This is a genomic window from Chelativorans sp. AA-79, assembly GCF_029457495.1.
Taxonomy (GTDB): domain Bacteria; phylum Pseudomonadota; class Alphaproteobacteria; order Rhizobiales; family Rhizobiaceae; genus Chelativorans.
Genome location: NZ_CP120361.1, coordinates 292486 through 306968 on the forward strand (window position 1 = coordinate 292486; position 14483 = coordinate 306968).

The window sequence follows — 14483 nt, forward strand, 5'->3', positions numbered from 1 at the left end:
AGATGGCGAATTCCGCATCTCACCAACAACCCGCCAATCGCCTGTCGGCACTGCTTGCTTCGGTCGAACTGGCGCTGGTGGCGGTGTCGACCCTCGCGATGGCAGCCATAATGCTGATCGTCGTCAGCGACGTCGTGCTGCGTTATGTGTTCAACGCGCCGCTGATTTGGTCTTACGATCTGATCGGTCTCTACCTCGTGGGGACCGTGGTTTTCCTCGCCCTGTCCGATACGTTGCAGCACCACGGCCACATCGCGCTCGATGTCTTCCTTCCTGCCATGCCGCGCTTCGCCCGACACCTCATGCAGTCCGTGGGTTTCGTGTTTTCAGCCGTTGTCGTGGCACTGATCGCCTGGCTGGAGTACGGCCAGGCGGTTGGAGCCTATCTCGGCAATGAACGCATCAACTCGGTGCCGCCGATGCCAACGTGGGTCGCCCATGCGGTGCTGGCGCTCGGCATGGCTGTCCTCTCGCTGCGCTGCGCTTATCGCGCGATCTTTCACCTCGCCAGTGCCTTTTCCGGCCGCGATTTGGTCGAACTGCCGCCGCCGCCGATCACCAGCACGAGATCCGGAGAGCACGCTGAATGACCGTTACCATCGTCCTTCTGTTCCTTGCGGCCATGCTGGTTCTGGGCCTGCCCGTCGCCCTCGCCATGGCGGTTTCGGGCTCCGTCGGGCTCTATATGTTCGGCGGCTGGCCAATCCTGCGCGGAATCCTCGAAACCGCGCCGCTGTCGACGGCCAACAATTACGAAATCATTACCATCCCGATGTTCATGCTGATGGCGGAGTTTGTCATTCTCTCGGGTGTGGCCGACGATCTGTTCCGCGCGGCGACAATCTGGGTGGGCCGGGTACGTGGTGGTACGGCCATGGCGACGGCGCTTGCAGGAGCTGGCTTCGGTGCGATCTCTGGTTCATCGACTGCTGCTGCGGCGACCCTCGCCTCGACATCGATTCCGGTGATGATCAAGCAAGGCTATGAAACCAAGTTTGCCTGCGGCGTGGTGGCGATATCGGGCACCCTTTCGATGCTCATCCCGCCCTCCATCGCGCTGATACTCTATGGGATCATTGCGGATATTCCGATCGGCGCACTGCTGATTGGCGGGGTCGTCCCCGGCATCCTTGTGACATTGACGATCATCGTGACCATTGCCATCCTCGTCTGGTGGGACCCTGCCATCGCCCCAGCGACCCGCACCTACACTATTGCTGAGAAATTGGCCTCGCTGAAACGCGTCGGGCTAGTGGTCGTCCTGCTGTTTTCGGTGACCGGCACGATCTATTCCGGTATTGCTACTCCGACCGAAGCCTCGGGCATCGGCGCCTTCGCCGCGATGCTCACTGCCGCATGGGAGCGCAAGCTCAGCTTCACCTCGGCCTGGCGTGCACTGAGATCGGCGGCCCAGACCACTTGCATGATTCTCTTCATCGTGATGGGCGCGCATGTCTTCGGATATTTCTTTACCCTCACACGGGTGACAAACGACATCGCCGCATGGGTCGGTGCGCTTGAAACATCGCGCTGGATAATTCTCGCCGTGATACTGGCGGGCTATCTGGTGCTCGGCTTCTTCATGGATCAAATCGCCATCCTGATCCTGACCGTGCCGGTCGTGCTGCCGCTGATCCTGCAGCTCGGGTTCGATCCTGTCTGGTTCGGTGTGCTGATCGTGGTTACGGCCGAAGTTGGAATGGTCACGCCGCCTCTGGGGATGAATGCCTTCGTGGTGGCGCGCTACACAAGACGCCCCCTGAGCGAGATCTTTCGTGGCGTCGCGCCCCATGTATGGGCGCATCTGGTGATCATCGCCATCCTGGCTGCCTTTCCGGCCATCACCCTTTGGCTGCCTTCGACCATGCGCTGAGGGCAGAAACCACCTAATCAATATGAAGGAGGAGACATCCATGAAATATCCGAAATTCCTGATGGCGGCATCGCTGATCGCGTCCGCGGTCGCGGCCGGTGCCTCATCGGCGCAGGAGATCACATTGCGCGCTGCCGATAGCCTGCCCGTGGGGCATTACATCTCGGAAGGCGTGCTGCTGCCGCTGATGAAGCAGGTCACCGAATCTACCGACGGCAGGGTCGCCTTCGAGCATTTCCCGGCGCAGCAACTGGGAAAATCTGCCGATATGTTCTCGCTAGTGAAATCCGGCGTTGCCGATATTGCCTATGTTGGCGCGTCCTACGTATCCGACAAGCTGCCGCTCAGCTCAGTCGGAGAGTTGCCCGAAGCGTTCTCGTCATCCTGCGAAGGCACTCTGGCATTTTGGGAACTGGCCAAGCCGGGCGGTGTGCTCGACAAGGCCGAGTACCAACCCGAGGGCGTGCGCGCGTTAGCTGTGCTCGTGCTTGCACCCTATCAGGTCTTCCTGTCTGAGGAGATGTCGGGCCTCGCGAATCTGAAAGGCAAGCGGATTGTGGCCAGCGGCGCGCCCAAGCACATCGGCCTGACCAAGCTCGGCGCCGTCCCCACCACCATCGCGGCCCCCGAGGCGCGCGAGGCGCTTTCGCGCGGGACGGTGGACGGTCTTGCCTTTCCGATCGCCTCGATCCGCCCCTATGACCTCGCGCCCGAGCTGAGCAGTGCAACCGATAACACCAACTTTGGCTCGTTCACCGTGGTCTACATGATGAGCCAGTCGAAATACGACAGCCTTCCAGAAGATGCCCAGCAGGCGCTAACCGAAGCCGGTGAGGCCGCAACTCGACATGGCTGCGAATATACCGACGAGGCGACGGCCAACGACCGGCAGGTGATCATGGACGCTGGCGTCAGATTTGTGACGCTGTCAGAAGAGGATCGGAGCGCGCTGGAAGCCAGCATGGCCAGCGTCGGCGACGAATGGGCCGCCGAGCTTGATGCGCGCGGCAAAGCCGGCACTGAGGTGCTCAACGCCTTCCGCAACGCGCTCGGCAAGTAGCGAAAGCTCTCCACCTCCGCCGCCGGCTTGTACCCCGTACCCGTGGCCGGCGGCATCTGGTACCAATCACTCGGAGGCGCTTACAGAGAGGTAATTTGGCACACCGCTCCGGGACGAGCGGAGCAAGCCTACGATATCGACCGTCACGAATGATCGCACGTCACCTGCGGTGTGCTTTGATGGCAGCGTTCGGATGCCGGAGTAGCGAGTGCCGCTGTTTACCTGCCGGCCGTCAGGTGACGTAACCATCGAGGCATTCCGGCAAGAAAAGCTGTTCCCGGCGATCCCTCTCCTCGATGAAACCCGCCATGCCAACATGACGGTCATAAGAGCGTGTCATTTCGCCCCGTCACGCAAACGCCCGCCGTCTTGAGCGAAACAGCATGTCGTGATGGCGACGTCAGACCGACAGACCGTTATGCTTTTCTCAGGCTCCTGGCGCCTTTGGGTCAAGAAATCTCATTCACGTAACGGTACTTGTCCGTGATCGCGCGATGATGCGCGCAGATGATCGGCACGGCGAGCTGGTCGTAGGCAATCTCGTCGATGATCAGGAGCGGTGTTCCTTCGGCGACAGCAAGTAACTCACTGTCCATGGAAGACGCCGGTTCCGCCGAGAGTTGCTCTCTCACAGCCGAGATGCGGATGCCGTAAAGCTCGAAAAGAGAGATATAGAGAAGCTCGGGAACACCCTGCAGAGGGAAATTCGGGACCCGCCTTGTCGGGATGCAGAGTTTCTCGTGCATGACCGGTCGCCCCTTCACTGAGCGCACACGGTGGATTCGCACGAGCTGGCATTCCTCCTCCAGGTTGAGGAGCCTCAATTCGTGAGGACTTGCCCGGCCCTCGGTGGCTTCGATGATTCGGGCGGTAGAGCGCAGCAGACCACCGTCGAGATCGTGAAAGCGAAAATACTGGAAAAAATTGCGCAGGTTGTGGTGCGGTGTGCGGCCAGTCACCACCGTTCCCGTTTTAGGCCTTCGGGTGACGAAACCCTCGGCGGTAAGATCGATAAGCGCCCGGCGAATAGTACCGACGGCAACGTTGAATTCTTCCGCGAGTTGTACCTCCCCTGGGAGCTTGTCCCCCGGCAACCAGACTCCCATGAGGATTCGCTCCGTCAACTCACGCTTAATCCGCACATAAAGCGGCACTTGGCTGCCGCGTTCTGCACCATCCGTCTGATTATTGTGCAATCGATAGCTGCCCGACACTGAAATTTCAGTTCCCTGAGAATATGCATTTGACAAACTTCCCAGCCAACCGCACTCTATTCTCTATAGAAATAGTTCGACGGGCAGCCCTGTGGAGTCGGTTGTTACCAAATATCCATTGCCGAAGCACCTGGAGGATGCGCTCGCCCATATCTCTGGGGACGAGGCGACTATCATTTCCGATCTCGACCGCCTCATTGCTATCGATACCTCGTTTCCGCCCGGAGATGGTTACGAGGCATTTGCCTCCGCGTGTGAGGAGATGGTGCAGCCTTCCGGCTTCGCCTGCGATCGTGTGAGCGTGCCGGGAGAATTATGGCAAACGGAGAATGGTCCTGCTCGCGGAGAGCGGATCAATCTGATTGCGCGCCGGCGGACCGGACGCCCCGTCTGTTCGATCTACTATCATGTCGATACCGTTCCGGCGGGTGACGGATGGACGCGCGATCCGTTTGCTCTCACCGTGGAAGGCGACCGCCTCTACGGCCGCGGGACAGCTGACATGAAGGGCAGCATCGCTGCCACCCTCGCCGCAATCCGGGCCGCCGATGCCGTTGGTATCGAGCTTGCCTACGATCCCTCGCTTCTTTTCTGCACGGATGAGGAGGGCGGCCTCTATCCCGGGATCCGCTATCTTGCCGAACAAGGGCTGGTGGAAGGCCATCTCCTTTCATTCAACGGTGGTGCGGCGCCGCGCATCTGGGCCGGGTGCTTCGGCAGCATCGACCTGGAGATAAGTATAAAGGGCCTCGCCGCCCATTCGGGAGAATCCACCGGCAAAGGCATTAACGCGATCGAGGAGGCGATCCCGCTGTTAAACGCCTTCCTCGCGCTGAAAGCGCAGGTCGAGCAGCGTGTCTCGGCTCTGCCGCCGCCGCCCGCCAATGGAGGGCGCCCACTCAACGCACGTTTGACCGTCACCGCAGCCCACGGGGGCGCGAAGGGGTCGTCCGTGCCAGGGCATTTCAAGCTGGTCGTCAACCGCCGCTATGCGCCAGAAGAGCGCTATGAGGATGTGCGGGCCGAGCTGGAGACGACGATTGCGCGGGCCATGGCAGGTAGCAGGGCGCGCGGCGTGACCCATCGGATGGTCGGCCATCTCTCTCCGGTCGTCGATCCTACGGGCCCCCACTGGCCGGCATGGATCGAGGCGCTCTCCCACGGCTTCGGATGGCCCGTCGAAAGTTTTTCGAAATGGGGCGCATCCAGCAGTTCCGACATGGGATGGGTGCAGGATGCCGGCATCCACGAAATCCTGTTGGGCGGGCTGATCCGGCCGGATTCGGCGGCTCACGCCGCTGACGAGCATGCGACTCTCGGCGATGTCCGATCGCTGGCCCGCAGCATTCTTTTCTATCTAGCGGGCGCCCGTCTTCCTTCCACGCGTACAATTGGGGAACCAAAATGAAAAAAATCCTTCCACTTGACCGCCGCCAATTCCTGCATCGCGCCACCCTGCTGGGAGCGGCGGTCGGAACGGGCATAGGCTTCCAGTCAGGGCCGGCCCTTGCCCAGTCCGCGCGCGGCGGCGTTCTCCGCGTCAGCGTCGACCAGGCGCCGGCCCGGCTGAATCCCCTTCAGCATCGGGTCAATCCCGAATACCTCCTCGGCGAGCTGCTTTACAGCGGTCTGACCCGTCTTGGTCGCGACATGCAGGCCGAGCCTGATCTTGCCGAAAGCTGGGAGGCCAACGAAACTCTGGACACGTGGACCTTCCGCCTGCGTCAGGGCGTAACCTTTCACGATGGAACACCGTTCAGCGCCAGCGATGTGGTGGCAACTTTCGAGGCCATCCTCGATCCAGCCACGGGCTCGCCCGCCCGCACCAATATCGGCCCGGTGAAGACCGTGAGCGCTGCGGACGATTTGACGGTCGTCTTTCATCTCTCGTCGCCCTATGCCGATCTGCCGGTCGCGCTCGCCTATACGGATGCCAAGATCGTGCCGGCCGCCATCGTCGAATCGGGGTTGGAACGTCTCGACAGCGAGGCTGTCGGCACGGGTCCATTCAAGCTCGTCTCCTACGAGCCGTCACGCCTGACGGTGGTCGAGCGCAATCCGGATTATTACGATCCGGAGCGCCCCTATCTCGACCGCGTCGATGTCGTGGTCTACCCGGACACGACCGCCGAGGCCGCCGCCCTTATTTCCGGCGACACGGACCTGATGCTGATCGTGCCGCCGAGCGATTTCGAGCGGGTTGGCGGAACAACCGGCATCACGCCGCTGCGCATACCGTCCGGGCAGTTCCTCAACGTGATCCTGGGCTGCGACGAGAAGCCGTTCGACGATCCGCGCGTGCGCAAGGCGCTGTCTCTCTCCATCGACCGGGAGGCGCTGGTCGAGCTGGTGGCCGAGGGTTACGGCACGGTCGGAAACGATACACCCATCAATTCCGCCTATCCTTTCTTTGCCGACCTGCCGGCGAAGACGCCGGATTACGAGGCAGCTCGCGCTCTTCTGGCCGAGGCCGGTTATCCTGACGGTCTGTCGCTCGAGCTGATCGCTTCCGACCGTCCGGGTACCCGGACCCAGCTCGCCGTAGCACTTCGGGAGCTTGCGGCACCCGCTGGTTTCCGGATCGAAGTTCAGACCCTGGCGCACGCCACCTATCTCGATCAAGTCTGGCTCAAGGGTCCCTTCTATGTAGGCTTCTACAACATGCAGCCGACGGTCGACGGCATCATGTCGCTGCTCTACACGTCAGACGCTGCGTGGAATGAGACCAAGTGGAACAACGCTGAGTTCGACCGCCTGATCGCGGGGGCCCGGGGCACCATTGACGAAACACGCCGCGCCGAACTCTATGCGCAGGCGCAGCAACTCATGCACGACGAGGTTCCGACCATCATCCCTGTGTTCTTCGACCTTCTCGGCGCCAAGCGCGACTATGTCGAAAACTTCGAGTTGCATCCGCGCGGCGCGGTGTTCCGGCTCGATCATGTCTCGCTCGGCGAAGGCAAGCCACAGCGCGGGTAAATCGAAGACACCGCGCGGAGCCGTTCATCTCCTATTTGAGCGGCTTCGCCTCTGTTCTATCCGATGCAGGACGCGGGATCGTTTCTCGGGCTTGTCTCGGTGCTGGAAACAGGAAGGAGCCCAGCGATGTCGCCCGGCTATCTCGCGAGGAGGTTTCTCACGATCCTCGTCACCCTCCTCATCGTTTCGATGGTCGTCTTCGGCATAACCCAGGTGCTGCCCGGAAATGCCGCCACAATGCTGCTTGGAGAGAACGCCACGCCCGAACAACTCGCCGCCGTCACGTCCAGGCTCGGCCTCGACCGGCCGGTCTGGCTGCAATACTGGAGCTGGTTCAGTGGCCTTCTTCAGGGTGATTTCGGTACGTCGCTGCGCACGGGACTACCCGTCGGGCCGGTCATGGCCGAGGCTCTGGGACGCTCGCTACTGCTTGCGCTCCTGGCGATCGTCCTGATGCTCGTCATCGCCATCCCGCTTGGCGTGCTCGCTGCGCTGCGGCGAGGCGGTGCCACGGATCTCGGCGTCAGCATCGGCACCTATCTCGGCGTCTCGCTGCCGGAATTCGTGACGGCAACGCTGGTGCTGATCTTCCTCGCGCACCCCTCTTTCGGGCTCTTTCCCGCAACGGGATACGTACCTTTGACGGAAGATTTCTGGAGCGGGCTTCATCATCTGGCGCTGCCTGTGCTGACAGTGTCGGTTGTGCTCGTCGCCCATGTCTCTCGCATGGTACGCTCCGAACTGGTCGACGTCCTCCATCTCGACTATGTCCGCGCCGCCCATCTCAAGGGGTTGTCGCGCGGCCGCATTCTCATCCGCCATGCCCTACGCAATGCACTCCTGCCGACCATCACCATCGTCGCGCTCGATGTGGGCTATCTGCTCGGCGGCATCATTGTCGTGGAGGAAATCTTCGCGTTCCCCGGCATCGGGCGCGAGTTGATCGTTGCCATCCAGGCGCGCGACCTGCCCTCCATCCAGGCGGGCGCGCTGATCATGGCTGCGACCTATGCGATCGCCAATCTCGCCGCCGATCTGTGCTACGCCGCGCTCGACAAGAGAATTCAGTATGCTTGACACCACGCGCCGCCTCGTGAGATCTCCGCAGGGCCTTCTGGGTATGGTCATACTGGGCACCATCACCGCTCTCGCCCTGATCGGGCCTTACATCGCCCCTCATGGCGCGGAGGCCTTCAACATCACCAGCCGGTTCCAGGGGCCCGGCAGCACCTTCTTGCTCGGCACCGACCAGTTCGGCCGGGATCTGCTGAGCCGCATTCTGCTCGGTGCGCAATCGACGCTCTTCCTCGCCGTCGCAGCCACGCTCCTGGGCACGGGAATAGGCGCGGTGATCGGAACGCTTTCCGCTTATCTCGGCGGCATCGCAGACGAGATCATTATGCGCGTCCTCGACGCGGTCATGGCGATACCGAGCCTGCTGCTGGCCCTCCTGATCGTCACGGCCGCAGGAGCGAGCGCCACCAATGCACTTCTTGCGATCGGCATCGCACTCGCGCCCGGCATGGCGCGTATCACTCGTGCCGCATCGCTTGCCATCCGCGAGCAGGACTATGTGAACGCCGCCGTGGCACGCGGCGAATCCGGCACTTTCATCGTCATGAGGGAAATGATGCCGAACGTATTGGCGCTCCTTGTCGTGGAGTGCACCATCCGGATCGGCTTTGCTGTCATGACAATTGCCACTCTCAGCTTTCTGGGGCTGGGCGCCCAGCCGCCCTCGTCGGAATGGGGGCTGATGGTTTCGGAAGCGCGGGACTACCTCTTCCGTAATCCCTGGATGATGATCTGGCCCGGACTCGCGATCGCTCTGCTCGCGATCGGCTTCAACCTCCTAGGCGATGGGCTGCGCGATGCCATCAACCCGAGGGAGCGCTAAACCATGGCCGCCGATAACCCAGTGATGCGCCCGGTTCTCTCCGTCGAAGGCTACAGCCTGTCCTATCGCACCGGCCATCGCGGCGATCTCGTTCCCGCGCTTGTCGACATCTCCCTCTCGGTTGCACGGGGTGAAGTCTTGGGGCTGGTCGGCGAGTCGGGCTCGGGCAAGTCCTCGCTTGCCAATGCCATCATGCGCTACCTGCCCCAAGGCGCCCAAGAGAGCGGCGGGGCGATCCGCCTTGACGGGCAGGATCTGTGCACCATGACGCGCCGGCAGATCTCGCATATCCGTGGCCGCCGGATTGCAATGGTTTTTCAGGACCCAAGCACCTCGCTCAACCCAACGCTGACCTTGGGCGAGCAGGTCAGCGAGACTCTCGTGCGCCACAAGGGGCTTTCCTGGAATGAGGCGCGCGCGCAGGCCGAGCACCTGATGGAGCGTGTTGCGCTCAAGGAGCCGCGCAAGATGATGGCGCGCTATCCGCACGAGGCTTCGGGCGGCGAGAAGCAGCGCGTCATCCTCGCGGGCGTCTTGGGCGCCGAACCGGAGGCGATCCTGTTCGACGAGCCGACGACCGCGCTCGACATCATCACGGCGCGGCAAATCCTGGAGCTCTTCGGCGAGCTTCAACGCGAGACCGGCGTCGCCTCGCTCTACATCTCGCATGATCTTGCCCTCGTCTCCCGCATCGCCGATCGCGTGGCAGTGATCCATCGCGGGCGCATTGTGGAGGAAGATCCGGCCAGGGAAGTCTTCCGCAACCCGCGTGATGACTATACGCGCCAGCTGATCGCGAGCGTACCCCGCCCCGAGAAGCGGCTCGCACCGCCACTCGAGGAAAGCCGGCTGGAGCCGCTCCTAAAGCTTGAGAATATGACGGTGCGTTACGGACAGGCCTCCTTCTGGAAGCGGCTTGGCGGCGCTGGGCCCGAGCTGACGGTCGGTGCCCGCAATATCGGCTTCGATGTCCGCCCGTCCGAAATTGTCGGTGTGGTCGGCGAATCCGGGTCGGGCAAGTCCACCATTGCGCGAGCGTTGGTCGGCATCAATCCGTTCGAAGGGAGGATAACACTCGGCGGCCGATCAATTCCGACGCCTGATGCGATGGACCGCGATTATCGGCGTGCAGTCCAGATCATCTTTCAGCACCCCGATTCATCGCTCAACCCGCGTCGGCGCATAGATGAGATTCTGGCGCGCCCACTACGCCTCTACGGGCTTTCCGAGGGGCGAACGGAAGCAGAGACGATCGGCGATCTCCTGGAGCAGGTGCAGCTCCCCCGCGACTTCGCCAAGCGATACCCGCACGAGCTCTCAGGCGGGCAGAAGCAGCGGATCGCAATCGCCCGCGCATTCGCGGCCCGGCCGAAGCTCGTCATTTGTGATGAGATCACCTCGTCGCTCGATGTTTCGGTGCAGGCACAGATAATCGAGCTGCTCCTGGAACTGCGGGAGCAGTTCGGCACCGCCTACCTGTTCATCACTCATGACATAAACCTGATCCGGCAGATCGCACATCGTGTGGCGGTCATGCTCCGCGGCGACCTGATCGAGGTTCGTGCTGCCGGGGAACTCGGCCAGCCAACCAATCAGGACTATACGAAAGCGCTGATCGATGCCGTACCCACCCCAGTTGGCTGAGACGAAAAAGGATATCTAATGGACACAAAAGACCTGCTGGCGCGCATCGACAAGGAGGCATGCCTGGATTTTCTCGCCGAAATGGTACGGCACAAGAGCTATTCCGAGACGCCCGGCGAGCGCAGGATCGTGGACTTCATGGCTGAGCGGATGCGCGAGATCGGCCTGGAAACCGAGACCCAGCCTTTCGAAGGCGACCGCGCCAATGCCATCGGCGTCTGGAAAGGAACGGGGGGCGGCAAGAGCCTGCTTTTCAACGGCCATGTCGACACCAACCCGGTGACCGAAGGCTGGACGGTGGACCCGTGGGGCGGCCTCGTCGACGACAAATTCATCTATGGCATAGGCGTCTCGAACATGAAGGCGGGAGATGCGGCTTATTTCTGCGCCGCGAAGACGCTGATCAACGCGGGCGTGCAGGTCAAAGGAGACGTCATCCTCACCTATGTGGTGGGCGAGCTCCAGGGCGGCGTGGGAACGCTGGCCGCAATTGAGCAGGGTTGGAAGGCAGACTATTTCATCAACACGGAACCGACGGACCTGAAAGCGCTGACCATGCATGCGGCAGCTTTCACCTTCATCATCGAGCTGACGGGCGTAACGCGGCACCTGTCCAAGCGTGAGGAAGCCGTGGACGCGATCCTCGCTGCTTGCCGTCTGATCCCGGCGCTAACCAGCATGACCTTCTCAGGCGCGCGTAGCGCCGAGCACCGCTCGATCAATCGTTGCCATGTGGGCGTCGTCCACGGCGCGCTGGGCAAAGATTTGCATGAATGGCGTCCGCCGCAGGTGGCGGACTTTGTCCGGTTGAAGGGTTCGGCGCGCTATGCCCCAGGGCAGGACGAGGCGACGGTTCTCGCCGACATGCGCCGGGTGCTCGACGAGATCGAAGCTGATTTTCCCGGCTTGAGCGCAACCCTCACGCCCGAGCATACCATCGGTCGGCCGGCCATGCCGCCCTTCGAGGTCGCCAAGGATTCTCCGATAGTCCGTGCGGTGAACGACGCCTATAGGCTGGTGCGTGGCGAAGATCAACCCACGGGTGCGATCACGCCGCCCGGGTTCTACGGCACGGATGCTGCCCATCTGTACCAGCGGGCGGGCATGGAAGGCATCGTATGCGGGCCAGGTGGGCGCTACAACACGATGCCGGACGAGCGGGTGGATATCACTGATTTCCTGGATGCGGTCCGCATATACATGCTAGCGATCCTTTCCATCTGCGAGCGGGCGGGATAGGGCGAGACCTGAAGCTTTACCGTCCATATTCTGCTCGAAACCCGAGACGAAACCGCTCGATCGCTGCAATGCGGTGATCGAGCGGTTCGGGTCACGTTCGTAGCATGGGAAACCCGGCTGACAGGCCACCCCGGCAGGAGGCGCGAGTTCCAGTTCGCGCAACTCCGGTTTCGTCAAAACACCCTATCTCGGCTTCCGAACGGCAGCAGGCCAACCCGGGGATGTGCCAAGCCTGACGAGCCTTGCTGAACCGCAGCACAACAAACGTACAACGACGACCGTTTTCATCCGGGCCTGGAAAGGCCAAGGGGTTCGACAAGGCCCATCTCCCTCCCAGCGGGCCACCTCCTCAGAAAACGCCGTCGGCGATCAGCTGCTCGAAATATTTCAGGTGCCGTCTTAGTATGGGCAGGTAACGCTGCTCCATCTCCGAAAGGCTGGTCCGCGCGGAAGAGGTGGACATGCTGAGCGCATACTTTATCCGCCCGTCCGGACCATGCACCGGTATGGCCATGCTGCGCATGCCCATCTCGATCTCCTCGTCGCAATAGGCCACGCCCTCCGCGCGCGCCCTTTCCGTGAGCCTGACGAATTCGGCGACGGAGATGCATGTCTTCGGCGTCAGGGGGGCGAGCTTCACATGCGAGAGCAGGCGCTCGAGCCTGTCCCGGGTATACTCCCCGGTCAGCACCCGCCCTGTCGCCGAACAGTAAACGGGCAGCCTTCCGCCGGCCCTGACGCCCGTCGTGACGATGCGCGCGCTCTCCGCGCGCGCGACGATCAGGACATCCGTCCCTTCCAGGACCGAGAGCGCGGCGGGCTCTTCCAGGTCATCCCGCAAGCGTTCAAGCAGCGGCTGTGCGGCTTCGCCCAAGGAAGCAGGCGGGGTGTAGCCGCGCCCGAGCCGGGACATGCGCGCGCAGGGCACGAAGCTCTGCTCCTCGCCACGCGCCACATAGCCGAGCTCCTCCAGCGTCAGAAGACAACGGCGCGCTGTCGCGCGCGAGGTGCCCGTCGCGCGGGCTGCCTCCGCCGCCGTAAGGCGCGAACGTATGCCGTCGAACAGCTCGATGATGGCGAGCCCCTTGGCGAGCCCGGCCATCTGCTCCCGTGACTGTTGCCGCCCCGCGGCGCTGCTGCTCTCACTCGGGCTTGACACCTCTGCCCCTCCTTCTTAATGTCGTTCGCTATAAGGTTGTCTGTTCGATATTCGAACGATACAGATCGGACGCCGGCTTTGCAAGAGCTTTTGCGAGCACGCGGCGCAAGGACCCGTAGGTCCATTGAGCGAAAGGGAGGAGGAATAGGATGTCCGAAGGACCGGTTCGCGCAGCCATAGTCGGTGGCGGAATCGGCGGCCTCTTCACCGCCAATGCGCTTTTGCGCCAGGGGCTGGAGGTCACCGTCTTCGAACAGGCGCCGGAGCTCGGCGAGATCGGAGCCGGCGTCTTCCTCACCCCGAACAGCGTCCGCCAGCTCGACCGTCTCGGCCTCGGGGAAGCCGTGCGGCGACGCGGCGCCCTGGTGGGTGCCGCTTCCCGCTATTACCGGCACGACGGCACCGAGATTGCCCCGGTCCAGGTCACCGATTCCTCCGGCTGGAACGCCACCTTCGGCATGCACCGCGCCGACCTGGTGGACATCCTTGCGGAACCCTTGCCGGAGGGCATCGTCAAAACGGGCCATTGCTGTACCGGGATCGAGCAGGACGGAACCGTCGCCCGGGTGTATTTTTCCAATGGTGCCGTCGCCGAGGCGGACGTGGTGATCGCCGCCGACGGTATCCATTCCGTCCTCCGCCCCCATGTGACGCCGCCGTCAGAGCCCGTCTTCTCCGGTTCCGGAGCCTATCGCGGCACGATCCTGCACGAGCGCGTGCCGGACTGGCCGACCGATGCCTGGCAGATGTGGCTCGGACAGAAGAAGCATTTTCTGGTCTTTCCCCTCCGCTCGGGCAAGCTCATCAATTATGTCGGCTTCGTTCCGGCGGACGAGGTGCTGAAGGAATCCTGGTCCGCGCCTGGAGACCCGGAGAAGCTGCGCGCCGAATTTGCCGGCTGGGACGAGCGGATCGAGCACCTGCTCGCCCAGGTGGAGCACACCTTCCGCTGGGCGCTCTACGACCGTGATCCGCTGCCCATCTGGACCAGGGGGCGGCTGACCCTCCTGGGCGACGCCGCCCATCCGATGCTGCCGCATCTGGGCCAGGGTGCCAATCAGGCGATGGAAGATGGCATCGCGCTTGCGACGATTCTGTCCGGGGCCCGTCGGGAAACCTTGCCGGCAGCCCTTCGCATCTATGAAGGGCTGCGGCGGGAGCGTGTCGCCGAAATCCAGCGTGGTGCGCGGCAAAACGGCCTACGTTACGATTCCGCCTATTCGGATCTTGGCGTCCGGGATGCGGAGATCGTCGCCCATGCTGCCTTCCGCAGGTCCGTCTATGACTATGACGTGGTGCCGCTGGCCGAGAGGGCCACGGTCGGAGAAACCGCGAGGCTCGCCCTGCCGACATGATTGCCGCCGCGCCTGCGGGCCGGCAGACGATGCGCCATACGGAACGTCGGGCACAGAGGAGGA

Annotated in this window: 12 protein-coding genes; 10 read left to right on the forward strand and 2 right to left on the reverse strand. The window is 62.6% G+C overall.

Annotated features, from left to right (window positions below):
• Positions 1 to 2 precede the first annotated feature (2 nt).
• The 3 genes from PVE73_RS01485 to dctP are packed head-to-tail and all read left to right on the forward strand — an operon-like array spanning position 3 to position 2933.
• Entirely contained in the window at positions 3 to 590 is a 588-nt protein-coding gene (locus PVE73_RS01485; protein WP_277365245.1) for a TRAP transporter small permease, read from the forward strand.
• Positions 587 to 1873, forward strand: a complete 1287-nt coding sequence (locus tag PVE73_RS01490) for a TRAP transporter large permease (protein WP_277365246.1) — start codon at positions 587 to 589, stop codon at positions 1871 to 1873. Before PVE73_RS01485 ends, PVE73_RS01490 begins: the two co-directional genes overlap by 4 nt.
• A gap of 40 nt (positions 1874 to 1913) precedes the next feature.
• Positions 1914 to 2933 carry a TRAP transporter substrate-binding protein DctP gene (gene dctP, locus PVE73_RS01495; protein ID WP_277365247.1) on the forward strand — a complete coding sequence of 340 codons (1020 nt, stop codon included), beginning with the start codon at positions 1914 to 1916 and terminating at the stop codon, positions 2931 to 2933.
• Positions 2934 to 3382: 449 nt separating this feature from the next.
• Here dctP and PVE73_RS01500 read toward each other — a convergent pair whose 3' ends face one another.
• Positions 3383 to 4147 carry a GntR family transcriptional regulator gene (locus PVE73_RS01500; RefSeq protein WP_277365248.1) on the reverse strand — a complete coding sequence of 255 codons (765 nt, stop codon included), beginning with the start codon at positions 4145 to 4147 and terminating at the stop codon, positions 3383 to 3385.
• A 118-nt stretch (positions 4148 to 4265) separates the two neighbouring features.
• Between PVE73_RS01500 and PVE73_RS01505 the strand changes: the two genes are divergently transcribed.
• The 6 genes from PVE73_RS01505 to PVE73_RS01530 all read left to right on the forward strand — a co-directional run bounded on the left by PVE73_RS01505 (position 4266) and on the right by PVE73_RS01530 (position 11906).
• Positions 4266 to 5555 carry a M20/M25/M40 family metallo-hydrolase gene (locus PVE73_RS01505; protein ID WP_277365249.1) on the forward strand — a complete coding sequence of 430 codons (1290 nt, stop codon included), beginning with the start codon at positions 4266 to 4268 and terminating at the stop codon, positions 5553 to 5555.
• The gene (locus PVE73_RS01510) at positions 5552 to 7126 is read left to right on the forward strand and encodes an ABC transporter substrate-binding protein (RefSeq protein ID WP_277365250.1); all 1575 of its coding nucleotides are present in this window, start codon (positions 5552 to 5554) and stop codon (positions 7124 to 7126) included. Before PVE73_RS01505 ends, PVE73_RS01510 begins: the two co-directional genes overlap by 4 nt.
• A 126-nt stretch (positions 7127 to 7252) precedes the next feature.
• Positions 7253 to 8203: an ABC transporter permease gene (locus PVE73_RS01515; RefSeq protein WP_277365251.1), complete on the forward strand. Its 951-nt coding sequence runs from the start codon at positions 7253 to 7255 to the stop codon at positions 8201 to 8203.
• The gene (locus PVE73_RS01520) at positions 8196 to 9023 is read left to right on the forward strand and encodes an ABC transporter permease (protein ID WP_277365252.1); all 828 of its coding nucleotides are present in this window, start codon (positions 8196 to 8198) and stop codon (positions 9021 to 9023) included. Before PVE73_RS01515 ends, PVE73_RS01520 begins: the two co-directional genes overlap by 8 nt.
• A gap of 3 nt (positions 9024 to 9026) precedes the next feature.
• The gene (locus tag PVE73_RS01525) at positions 9027 to 10667 is read left to right on the forward strand and encodes an ABC transporter ATP-binding protein (RefSeq protein ID WP_277365253.1); all 1641 of its coding nucleotides are present in this window, start codon (positions 9027 to 9029) and stop codon (positions 10665 to 10667) included.
• 18 nt (positions 10668 to 10685) lie between these two features.
• Complete coding sequence (locus PVE73_RS01530) at positions 10686 to 11906, forward strand: M20/M25/M40 family metallo-hydrolase (RefSeq protein WP_277365254.1); 1221 nt, start codon at positions 10686 to 10688, stop codon at positions 11904 to 11906.
• Between the two features lie 349 nt (positions 11907 to 12255).
• On the opposite strand, the gene PVE73_RS01535 is transcribed toward PVE73_RS01530, so the two are convergent.
• Positions 12256 to 13065, reverse strand: coding sequence for an IclR family transcriptional regulator C-terminal domain-containing protein (locus PVE73_RS01535; protein ID WP_277365255.1), 810 nt, complete (start codon positions 13063 to 13065; stop codon positions 12256 to 12258).
• A 149-nt stretch (positions 13066 to 13214) separates the two neighbouring features.
• Here PVE73_RS01535 and PVE73_RS01540 point away from each other — a divergent pair, with 149 nt between their 5' ends.
• Positions 13215 to 14420 carry an FAD-dependent monooxygenase gene (locus PVE73_RS01540; RefSeq protein ID WP_277365256.1) on the forward strand — a complete coding sequence of 402 codons (1206 nt, stop codon included), beginning with the start codon at positions 13215 to 13217 and terminating at the stop codon, positions 14418 to 14420.
• The last annotated feature ends 63 nt before the right edge of the window (positions 14421 to 14483 follow it).

Excerpts from the sequence above, each read along its gene's own strand:
- PVE73_RS01510 (WP_277365250.1), top strand. The coding sequence starts at position 5,552 with ATGAAAAAAATCCTTCCACTTGACCGCCGCCAATTCCTGCATCGCGCC.
- PVE73_RS01490 (WP_277365246.1), top strand. The coding sequence starts at position 587 with ATGACCGTTACCATCGTCCTTCTGTTCCTTGCGGCCATGCTGGTTCTG.
- PVE73_RS01530 (WP_277365254.1), top strand. The coding sequence starts at position 10,686 with ATGGACACAAAAGACCTGCTGGCGCGCATCGACAAGGAGGCATGCCTG.
- PVE73_RS01515 (WP_277365251.1), top strand. The coding sequence starts at position 7,253 with ATGTCGCCCGGCTATCTCGCGAGGAGGTTTCTCACGATCCTCGTCACC.
- PVE73_RS01540 (WP_277365256.1), top strand. The coding sequence starts at position 13,215 with ATGTCCGAAGGACCGGTTCGCGCAGCCATAGTCGGTGGCGGAATCGGC.
- dctP (WP_277365247.1), top strand. The coding sequence starts at position 1,914 with ATGAAATATCCGAAATTCCTGATGGCGGCATCGCTGATCGCGTCCGCG.
- PVE73_RS01525 (WP_277365253.1), top strand. The coding sequence starts at position 9,027 with ATGGCCGCCGATAACCCAGTGATGCGCCCGGTTCTCTCCGTCGAAGGC.
- PVE73_RS01520 (WP_277365252.1), top strand. The coding sequence starts at position 8,196 with ATGCTTGACACCACGCGCCGCCTCGTGAGATCTCCGCAGGGCCTTCTG.
- PVE73_RS01485 (WP_277365245.1), top strand. The coding sequence starts at position 3 with ATGGCGAATTCCGCATCTCACCAACAACCCGCCAATCGCCTGTCGGCA.